The 11,174-nt window shown below is 33.6% G+C and carries 6 protein-coding genes; all 6 read right to left on the bottom strand.

Annotated features, from left to right (window positions below):
- On the bottom strand, nucleotides 1-571 hold a 571-nt coding region (locus tag AAC053_RS12195), incomplete at its 3' end, for a glycoside hydrolase family 97 N-terminal domain-containing protein (protein ID WP_339757000.1).
- 62 nt (nucleotides 572-633) lie between these two features.
- Complete coding sequence (locus AAC053_RS12190) at nucleotides 634-2,343, bottom strand: alpha-amylase family glycosyl hydrolase (RefSeq protein WP_339756996.1); 1,710 nt, start codon at nucleotides 2,341-2,343, stop codon at nucleotides 634-636.
- A 3-nt stretch (nucleotides 2,344-2,346) separates the two neighbouring features.
- Nucleotides 2,347-4,122, bottom strand: a complete 1,776-nt coding sequence (locus AAC053_RS12185) for an alpha-amylase family glycosyl hydrolase (protein WP_339757003.1) — start codon at nucleotides 4,120-4,122, stop codon at nucleotides 2,347-2,349.
- A gap of 109 nt (nucleotides 4,123-4,231) precedes the next feature.
- Entirely contained in the window at nucleotides 4,232-6,625 is a 2,394-nt protein-coding gene (locus AAC053_RS12180) for a TIM-barrel domain-containing protein (RefSeq protein ID WP_339756993.1), read from the bottom strand.
- 103 nt (nucleotides 6,626-6,728) lie between these two features.
- Nucleotides 6,729-8,717, bottom strand: a complete 1,989-nt coding sequence (locus AAC053_RS12175) for a glycoside hydrolase family 13 protein (RefSeq protein ID WP_339756990.1) — start codon at nucleotides 8,715-8,717, stop codon at nucleotides 6,729-6,731.
- A gap of 43 nt (nucleotides 8,718-8,760) precedes the next feature.
- On the bottom strand, nucleotides 8,761-11,067 hold the full coding sequence (locus AAC053_RS12170; protein WP_339756988.1) for a glycoside hydrolase family 65 protein: 2,307 nt from the start codon (nucleotides 11,065-11,067) through the stop codon (nucleotides 8,761-8,763).
- Between the last annotated feature and the right edge of the window lie 107 nt (nucleotides 11,068-11,174).

Raw genomic sequence — 11,174 nt, 5'->3', positions numbered from 1 at the left:
CAACAGCATCAATTTCTGAAAGCTTAGTTGTACTATATAAGTGCTCATAGATATCCCAATCTCCAGGAACCCAAAAGGTTTTGTAATCTTCAGTAAGGTTAAATTCTGTATGTTCTTCCTTAATTAAAACATCACCTTTAAATTTAGTTTGTTCAGGGAATTCATATCTAAAACCTAAACCATCGTCATAGACTTTAAATACAATATTAAGGAATCGTTCTGGAGATGTTTTTTCTTGAAGCTCAACTCTTAGCTCATTATAATTGTTAACTACATCTAACTGTTCGCCCCAAGGCATTTGCCATGTTTCGTTAACTGTATTTGTTGTGGTGTTTTTTATAATGAAGTTCTTATTAAAAGCTGGTGCGTCTTTAAACTCGAAACCTAAATATGAAGTATCAACCACAACTTTATTATTAAATTCAACTTTATAAAAGGGCTTACCTTCTTTATCAAGATTAAAGTTGACTTCTATGCTTGAGTTTGGCGAAGTGATTTCTAATTGAGTTTTATCAATTTTGTTACAAGCAAATAAGCTTGCAAAGCAGATAATAGCTATAATGTTTTTCATTTGTATGATAACGTTTTTGCCTGCAAGGTTTTAGAAATCTTACAGGGATTTGAATCATTAATTTATTCTAGTTCAAGTTTTGATGTTACTTGAAATTTCTCAAGCAAGACTAAATCAAAATTTGAATCAATGGTAACACGCCCTTTTTCAACACTAACGATTTGATTAGAATAAGCATCTCGAATCATGTCCCCATCTTTAAACATTTTAGAAACATCTATTGACTTTGGCCCTTTGTGAACATCGATACCAACAACCACTAAATCTTTGTAATCCCCTTTTTGGTAACTCCTGTAAAAATAATAGGGTTCAGCAGTAATCATTTGATGTACACCTGCGCCAACTGCTGGATGGTGCGCTCTATACTTTCCAAGTTTTTGCCAATGTGTTAAGACTTCTTTGGTTTTTGGTCGTTTTGCAATCGAGTCCCAATTCATAAATGATCTTAAATTAGCATCACCTTTAGCTCCTTCAACTTTTAGAATTCGTGCTACTTCGTCACCGTAATAAACCTGCGAAGTTCCTGGTGATAATAATAACTTATTCGCTGTTTCAAATGGTTTTTTCCTAATAGCATCAAAAGGACTGCCATCATCGTGCGAACTTAAATAATTGAGTGTTCCGAAGCCTTTCAAATCTCCTTGTAAAACTTTAGAATAGTGTTTAAACAATTCTTCATAAGCCATATCTTTTGAATTGTACTTAAATTCGAAATTAACGAGACTATGAAAACTTGGAGGATTGAAGTAGTTTACTTTTTTATCTCCAAAATCATAAAATTGACCAGTGCTTACTCCATAATTATAAACTTCACCTACGATGTAAAAATCGTTATCATCTAATACATTTTCTGGGTTGTTCTTTTTAAATTCAGTAAATGCAAAATCGCATTCTGTTTTAAATTCTTCCCAAACGTATTCTTCTGTATGCTTTACAGTATCAGCTCTGTAACCATCGACACCGAATTCCGTAATATAATCAGTTAACCATTTAATGATATAAAATCGTGGTGCTCTTGGATACCCAGTTCGGTCAAAAAACGCATCTAGTTCTGTAACTTCTTGCTCATAACGCCCTTCTGTTTTCCATTTTTCTACTAATTGTGGTGGCAACTCTACATTTTCGTTGCTCTCTGTTTTAATATCTGGTAAATTAGCAACAAGTGTGCAACTTACAGTGTTTTCGTAATTATCATAAGTACATTGTTTATCTGTACGCACCCAACTATCTGGCCAAACCGGATCTTTTTCAGTCACAGGACCAGTATGATTAATAACTGCATCTAATACAATTCTAATTCCTCTTGAGTGTGCTTCCCTCACCAGCTCGTGCAAATCTTCTTTAGTGCCGTAATTAGGATCTATACGTGTCCAATCTTTCGCCCAGTACCCATGAAAACCATAAGAGACTCCTGTTCCTTCATCTGTTCCTCCATGAATTTGCTCTACAATAGGTGTCATCCAAATAGCATTAATACCTAAATCTGTAAAATACCCTTCTTTTACTTTTTGAGTAATTCCTTTTATATCTCCTCCTTTAAAACCTCGAAGTTTTCCCGTTTTTTTAGTTCGGTCGAAATTAACATCATTAGAAGTATCACCATTATTGAAGCGATCCGTTAGTAAGAAATAAAGATTCGCAGCTTCCCAAACAAAAGGTGCCTTAGACATTGAAGCTTCAACACTACTTGCCTCGACTGCTTCTGAATTTGGTTTGTTTTTACAGCTTAATATCATAAAACTTGCACAAATTAGAATGATTATATTTTTCATGTGTTACTTGATTTTAAGAATAAATGATTCTAAAGGTTTTATATCGATTCGCACTTGAGCTTTCCCGCTTTCAACTTTTAAAATCGACGAATAGGTTTCATATAATTTATCTTTTATTTGGTATTCGCCATCTTTAAGATTCAATGTGTTAACCAAATCTTTTGGTAATTGCAACTCAAAGCCATAGGTGTTTTCTGAATTAAAATTTGAAATAACAATCAATTGCTCATCATCACTCCAACGTACAAAAGACAATACTTTATCATTATACCATTCTGTGTCTTGATGGTTATAAGCATGAATATCTTGATAATTTCCTGCTAAAGCAGAACTATTAATGGTGAAGTTTAAAAGACGTTTGTAAAAATCACGAAGGCTTTTTTCTGCTTCGGTAGATTGACCTCCATCAAAGTTTTTATCATTTACCCAACGTACCATACTTGGCACAGAACCATAATCGAAAATCGAAGTTCTAGTTGGGTCACCAAACCCTAAATCTTCTGCTCCAGATTCTCCAAATTCTTGTCCGAAATAAATCATTGTTGGTGCCGTTGTTGAAGTAGCTGAAACTACCATTGCTGGCTTTCCTTTTTCAGCACTACCAGCAAAATCTGGACTAGCAATGCGTTGCTCATCATGGTTTTCTAGAAAGTGAAGCATGTTATGCTCAATATCTGATAAGTCTGCAAAAATTGGAGGCACATTGTCGGTTTTTCCATGTCCTTGCATAACGTGTTTTAATGTATCGTACAACTGAACTTTGTCATAGAGATAATCCATTTTGCCTTTTCTGATATAGTCTCTGTATAAGCTCGGGTTATAAACCTCAGCTAATAAAAAAGTATCTGGATTTTTCATTTTAATGTGTGAATTCATATAACTCCAAAACTCTACTGGCACCATTTCTGCCATATCATAACGGAAACCATCAACACCTTTTGCAGTCCAGTACAAAGCAATATCTTTAAATTTTTTCCAAGAACTTGGCACGGTTTTATCTTCCCAAAACTTAAAGTGTTTTTTATAATCTTTATTATCGAAACCTTCTGGTAATTCATCAAAATCTTTTCTGCCATTAGGACTGACTCCATAATTTACTTTTACGGTTTCGTACCAATCATTTATGTCTGGTTGTGAGGCACGCGATCCATTACCTGTCCATTTTGCTGGCACTTCTTCAAATTTACTATCTGCTAATTTATGTTTTTCTCCACCTAAAGGTTGGTAACCGTGTTTCCATTCTGGCACTTTAAACGCTTCACCTGGATTGTAGTAGAAGTTATTATTTACATCGTACGTTTTTGTTTTATCATCTTCGGCTCCAAAGTCAGTAGTGCCTTCTGGGTTAGATAAACTTTGATAATTACGAGCCACATGGTTTGGCACAATATCTATAATCACTTTTAAACCTGCTTTGTGCGAGCGTTCAATTAATGCTTCAAATTCTTGTAAACGATTCTCAACATTTTCAGCTAAATCTGGATTCACATTATAATAGTCTTTAACTGCATAAGGTGAACCTGCACGACCTTTCACAATATCTGGATCGTCGTTAGAAATACCATATTTTGTATAATCCGTAATTACATCGTGATGCGGAACTCCTGTGTACCAAATATGCGTGACACCTAAATCTTTGATTTCACTTAAAGCTTTATCTGTAAAATCGTTGAACTTCCCTACTCCATTTTCTTCTATAGTTCCCCAAGGCTTATTGGTTGTATTTATATTTCCGAAAAGTCTTGTAAATACTTGATAAACGACTTCCTTTTTCTTCATTTCTGTTTTAACTTCTTGAGTTTTAAGTGTTTCTTTTACCTCGTTTTTACATCCCATGAACAAGGTAAAAACAAGTACTAAACAAGCTTGAAATTTTGTGTTCATTGGATTATCTTTTAAGTTTTATTTTGATTTCTTTTTCTGTTGATGCTTTCCAGTTTAAAGGAATATTTAAGGTTCTTGTTTTCGAATTCCAATTAATTGCAACTTTTATTCCATCAACCTTAATATATTTTGGTTCTTTTTGAATGTTATGAATAATAAGTTCAATAACTTTATCTGACATTTTGAATTTTGGATCTTTACCTTCATAAAATTCAAATTGAAGGTTCATACCTTTATACTCAGACTTAAATTCTAAGACCTCATAAACTCTGTGATTTATGTTAAGAATCCCTTTCCCATCATCGTTATAAATTTTGCGTTGATTATTAGGTGCTGACCTATCAAAATAATATTGTAATTCTAAAGTATTGTTATCATAATCATTTGTGCTTTGCATTGGTTTTGCCATAGGAATAAACGCACCTGCTCTCACATAAGTTGGTATTGAATTCTCTTTTAACTGAACTGTTTTAGTTTGCCCTCCTTCTATTTTTTCATCTGTATAAAAATCGAACCAAACATTATTTTTTGGAAAGTAAACCTCTTGTTCTGTTTTACCTGCTTCTAAAACAGGTGATACCAAAATATCATTTCCCCATAAATAGGTATTTGAATAATTGAATAACTCTATATTATTTGGTTCTTCGAAGAATAGTGGTCGCATCAATGGTTTCCCAAATTGGTTATTTTCATACACCAAGTTATAATTATATGGTAGCAATTTGTAACGTAATTCTATGGCTTCCTTAGCTAAGGTTTTTGCTTTTTCACTCCTAAAAACAGGTTCACTCGGTACATCTTCTTGTGCATGTGGTCTAAATATTGGATTGAATACTCCATATTGTAACCAACGCACATACAATTCATCATCTAAGTTTGCACCTGCAAACCCACCTAAGTCACTATGCATATAAGCTAAACCTTGCATTCCCATTTGTAGTGCAATTTCAGGTTGAGATTGTAATCCTCCCCAAGTTCTGTTGACATCACCAGACCATGGAATCATTCCATAACGTTGAGAACCAGAATAGCCTGCTCGCATTAAAATGAATGGTCTTGTATCTGGGAAATCTCGTTTGTAGCCTTCATAAATTAATCTAGCCCAATCATGTCCGTAAATATTATGAACTTCATCAGCGCTACCTGTATGATGTTGCACCCAACTTGGATGAACTTCTGGTTCTCCTAAATCGCCCCAAATGCCTGCGACTCCTTTATTAGCTAAATCTTTATAGATGTTCCAAAACCATTGTTCACCTTCTGGTTTATAGATATCTACGATACCTGTGTTGCCAAAATAAAAATCGTATCTGGCAGGATTTCCGATGGAATCTTTTGCTAGAATATCTTTCTCTACTGCTTCATCCCATTTTTTAGATGTGGTTAAAATGAAAGGTTCTGTAATAGTTATGGTTTTTACTCCTTTACCATTTAAGCGTTTTATCATGCCTTCAAAATCTGGAAAGGAATCTCTAAAGACTTCAAGATTTCCCATAGTGCCTTTTAATTCTTTCCCAAACCAATATAAATCGAGGATAATTGCATCAACAGGAATTTCTTCTTCTTTAAATTTAGCGATGGTCATTTCGACTTCTTCTTGAGAATGGTACCCAAATCGACTAGAGAAATTACCTAAAGCCCAACGTGGTAGCATCGGTTGTTTTCCTGTTAAATCTGTATAATTATCTATAATATTATACCAAGATTCACCAACAATGACTTGATAGGTTTTGCGACCAGAAATTGTTTCATATCTTAAGGTATTATCTCCATTACTATCTAAGTCTAAAAAGCCAATTGGTGCATTATCGAAATGTAGCATATACTGTTTTGATGATAATACAATTGGCATCGTGTAGTTCATTAATTCACTTCTAGTTTCGTATCCGTAATGTGCTCGGTTGTAGAGTTGTAATTTATTTCCACGACGATTCATCCCTAAAGATCTTGCTCCACCACCATATAAAACTTCGTCCTTAGTTAGGTTGAATTGAATAGTTTCTAAGCCATCGTTCTTTACATAACCTGCTTTTTCGGAAATGATAAATTTGTCTTTATAATAGTATGAAATTTGAAATGGGCTTTTTGTTATTACTATTTCAATCCCATTTGTTTTTATTAGTACGTCTTTTGCCCTTTCAGTAACATCAAAATTTGAGAAATTTGGCTTTTTAATTACAGCATGAGAATTTAGGTCTAACTCCTCATCATTTGGCACGAATGTAGTTTCAATTACTTCTGTGGAATAAGACAAAAAAATATAAATACCATCGTTCACTTTAACACTTGGTACACCAGTATCTACCCAAGCAAAAGTTTCGTAAGTACGCTCAGTGTTTTGTGCAGTGATTGAAACTGCTGAAAGTATAAATACTATTAATAGAATTACTTGCTTCATTTTAAGTTTTAATACCTACAAGGTTTTTGAAACCTCGCAAGATTTATTGCATTAGGTTATTTAACCCTTACAGGTTTTGAAAACCTGTGAGGTCTTAGAATTATCATAATTTAGTTGTGAGTATTAGGCTTCCTTTCTTACTCAGATTAATACTGTCGCCCCAAACCATGTTTTCACCTGTAATCACATTCTTTAATGTTTTACCAGTTAACCCCATTTCTTCATAGTATTTTAAATCTATCTCAATTGGGTCTTCATTTTTGTTAATGATATGTACAACTGTTTCCTCTCCTTTGGTACGATATAAAAAGTAAGTTCCCATTAATGGTGCGAAATGTTTTGTTTCCCCATCGTGAATAGCCTCACTTGTCTTTCTGAAGCGCAATACTTTTTTAAGAAATGATTGCATATCTTTTTGTGCCGCTGTTAAACCTTCTCCTGTAAAAACATTCACAGCATCTCCTTCCCAACCTCCTGGAAAATCGGTGCGGATTAAGCCATGGTCGCCTGGGTTTGCAAAATCGTCCATTAATATTTCGGTACCATAATAAATCTGAGGAATTCTTGGTAACATTAATAAGTAACTCAATGCCATTTTTGTGTTCTCAACATCCCCTTTTAGTTGAGTAAAGATTCTACTCATATCATGATTATCTGGAAATATCATAATATCTTTTGGTGTGACGTAAGCAAAATCATTAGCCAATCCTTCGTATATTTTCACCAAACCTTTATCCCAAGACTCACCTTCGTTTAATGCATCTACAATATGCTTTTGCATCGGAAAATCCATAGTAGATCTCAGATTAGATTTATAACCATCTTTGTTTACATTTCCTTTTTGCCAATAAGCGACTAATAGCGGATTGTAACTCCATTCTTCACCAACAATATTAAAATTAGGATACTCTTCCATAATAGCACCTGTCCAATCGTTCATAAAATCCTTATCTGGATACGGATAGGTGTCTTGTCGTATTCCTCCTAAATCTAATGTCTCAATCCACCAAATACTATTCTGAATAATATAATTTGCCATAAATGGATTGCGCTGATTTAAATCTGGCATATCCGATACAAACCAACCATCTGCCATACCTTCATAATCTTTTTTTGAAGCATAAATATCTTGGTTTGTCGTACGTTTGTGATTTGAATAAATAGTGACTTCCGATGTCCAATTGTCTATGTTTTTCTCATAGTTTTCTTGAAAATTTATCCAATCTTTAAAAGGCAAATCTCTCATCCACCAGTGTTTTAGGCCACAATGATTAGCCACTTGATCCATTATAAGCTTTATATTTCGGCTCTTTGCCTTATTAGCTAAATCAATATATTCTTCAGTAGTACCAAACCTAGGATCTACTTTATAATAATCTGTAATAGCATAACCATGATACGATCCTTTAGGCATATCATTGATTAGCATTGGGCCAGGCCAAATAGCTGTAAAGCCCATGTCATCGATATAATCTAAATGGTTAGTGATACCATTAATATCACCTCCATGTCTTGCATAATCTTGATTTCTATTTATTGAGTTTTCAAGTAGCGATGTCACTTCTGTACTCGCTTCTCTATTGTCTTCAACAGGATTTAAAATGATGTCGTTAGAAGGATTTCCATTAGAAAATCGATCTGGTGTAATTAGATAAATTACATCAGAGCTATTAAAACCTATAAAGTCTGTTGAAGCGGTTTTACGAGATTTTAATTCATAAGTTTCTACTAATTCACTGCCTTTTTCTTGCTTAAATATTATATTGAATTTACCTGCTTTGGCAGACTCCGAAATCACTAAATCTAAAAACAGATAATTAGGACTATCAGCCTTTTGAGATTTTTCTAAAGTTACACCTGAGTGCGAAATTTCTGGTGTAGCCTCACCAATATTTGGATGCTTTACCAATAACTGTAGTTTTTGGTTTTTAAAGCCAATCCACCAGTGTGGTGGTTCAACCTTATCTATGTCATTTGCCTCGATAACTGTTTCGATTGAAATGGAGGTTTCACCTTCATTAATTGTTTTCTCCTTACAAGATGACACAAAAATTAATACGCATATTGAAAGCGTTTTTAATATGTTTTTCATACTTCTAATTTTTTAATGTTCTTTATTTAGAGTAATCAATTATTTAAACCGTCACTAAATTATTTGGTGAAATAGTTATTGATTTACTATTGACTGAAATTTGTAAATCATTTTTACCATCTAACTCAAAATGCGTTTTATCTTGATTTACAATTACTTTTAATATTTGATTTCTGAAATTGACTTTAAACGAATAGGCATCCCATTGTTTTGGAATTTTTGGTTCAAACGTTAACGTATCATCTTTAATACGCATACCTCCAAAACCTTCTACAATACTCATCCATGTACCTGCCATTGATGTAATGTGCAAACCTTCGTGTACTTCGTGATTATAATCGTCTAAATCTAAACGCGATGTTCTTAGGTAGAACGTATAAGCCTCTTCCATTCGGTCTAATTTAGCCGCTTGAATACTATGTACACATGGCGACAATGAGCTTTCGTGTACTGTAAACGGCTCGTAAAAATTGAAATGACGCTCTAACTCTTCTGTTGTAAATTCATCCTCAAAGAAATACATGCCTTGAAGTGTATCTGCTTGCTTTATATAAGGTGAACGCAAAATTCTATCCCAAGACCATTTTTGGTTAATTGGCCGTTGCGATTTGTCTAAATCTGCAACTGTAATTAACTCTTTATCTAAGAAGCCATCTTGCTGTAAGTAAACATTATGCTTTACTGAATATGGAAAATACATGTTGTTAGCTACCTTTAACCAATCATTAACTTCTGCTTTAGATAATTTGGCTTTGTTCATTACACGTGTGTAATCTGAACTGTATTCTGCTTCAACTTTTTCTATACTCTCTGCTGTGTACTTTATACACCATTGCGCTATGTAATTAGTGTACCAATTATTATTGACGTTGTTTTCGTATTCATTTGGTCCTGTTACTCCAAGAATAACATACTTATTTTTATCTGTTGAGAATGTAGCTCTTTGATGCCAAAAACGAGCAATACCAATTAAAACCTCAAGTCCCATTTCTGGGATATAACTAAAATCTCCTGTGTAACGATAGTAATTAAAAATCGCAAAGGCAATAGCGCCATTTCTATGAATCTCTTCGAAAGTGATTTCCCATTCATTATGGCATTCTTCACCATTCATTGTTACCATTGGATACAATGCGGCACCATTAGTAAATCCTAATTTTTCAGCATTTTCAATCGCTTTTTGTAAATGATTGTGTCTATACGCTAATAAATTTCTGGCGACACTTTGATCTTTTGTTGCCATATAAAATGGAATACAATACGCTTCAGTATCCCAATAGGTACTTCCGCCATATTTTTCTCCTGTAAACCCTTTAGGTCCGATATTTAATCTTGCATCTGTTCCTAAGTAGGTTTGATTTAAGTGAAAAATATTAAATCGAATCCCTTGCTGTGCTTTTACATCACCATCTATAGTGATGTCTGCCATATCCCAGATTTTGGACCAAGCTTGTTTTTGCGCTTCTAATAAACTATAAAATCCAGTGGTTGAAGCTTTATCTAAAACGGCTGTAGCGACATTTACTAAATCATCTTTATCATGATTTCTATCTACGGTATAACCTCCAAATTTATTTATAGAAAATATTTCTCCTTGATTTACATTTTGCGAATAAGAAAAGGCAATATATGTTGATGTTTTTTCTACTTCTGATTGAATAACAACTTCATTACCATTACTAAATAATTTAGACTCCATGAATGTACAGGTATAAAAATCTGTTTTCATGGTTTTCGCCTGGATGAACGCTTTATTGTCTTTTTGCGAAACACTTAAAGTGTCCCAGAATTTATCATCCCAATTTGTATCTTCATTAGTAATACCACTATCAATATAGGGTTGATAAGTAATGGTCGCATTAGAATTTAATACCTTAACCGAATAATCAATCGCACCTAATTCGTCTATATCTAAGCTTAAAAAACGCTTTACATTAACTTCTATCTCTATATCATTTTGAAGCGTTGCCGAAAAACTTCTAGACAACCAACCTTCTTTCATGTTTAGTTCTCTTTTAAAGTTTTCCACTTTCTTGCAGGTATGAAGATCTAAAGCTTCACCATTAATGGAAACATTAATTCCTATCCAATTTGGTGCATTTAAAACTTTAGCAAAATATTCTGGATATCCGTTTTTCCACCAACCTACTCTGGTTTTATCTGGATAATAAACTCCTGCAATATAACTACCTTGAAATGTTGGACCTGAATATTTTTCTTCGAAATTAGCACGTTGTCCCATAGCACCATTGCCTATACTGAATAAGCTCTCAGATGCTTTTACCTGTTCTGGATCAAATCCCTCTTCTAAGATTGACCAGTTATCTGGTATGATATAATCTAAATTCATTTGTATATCTTAATTAGAATACTAATGCATTCTATATTTTAATTATTTATTAAAGTATTTAAGTAGTCCTCAGAGATTTCTGTAAAATCATTAAATACATATTGTGC

The sequence above is a fragment of the uncultured Winogradskyella sp. genome, assembly GCF_963975125.1.
GTDB lineage: Bacteria > Bacteroidota > Bacteroidia > Flavobacteriales > Flavobacteriaceae > Winogradskyella.
Note: the sequence above shows the minus strand (reverse complement) of the source record. Positions and strands in the feature narration are given on the sequence as shown.